The 216-nt window shown below is 49.1% G+C and carries 1 rRNA gene; it reads left to right on the forward strand.

Going from position 1 to position 216, the window contains the following annotated elements:
* Window positions 1-123, forward strand: a 23S ribosomal RNA gene (locus tag LRL21_RS45440); the annotation flags it as partial.
* Window positions 124-216 lie beyond the last annotated feature (93 nt).

Raw genomic sequence — 216 nt, forward strand, 5'->3', positions numbered from 1 at the left:
CCCCTCAAGATGAGATTTCCCAGTATGTAAGACCCCTTATAGACGATGAGGTAGATAGGTTCGGGGTGGAAGTGCCGCAAGGTATGGAGCTGACGAATACTAATCGGTCGAGGGCTTATCCAAGAAAAGAGTCTTGCAAGCGAAAGCGAGTGAGACGCGCTGCTCAAGCGTAATGCGCAAGTTTCGGATCTAGTTTTCAGGGTGCAAACCTTGAAT

The organism is Paenibacillus periandrae, from assembly GCF_022458865.1.
Classification (GTDB): Bacteria; Bacillota; Bacilli; order Paenibacillales; family NBRC-103111; genus Paenibacillus_S; species Paenibacillus_S periandrae.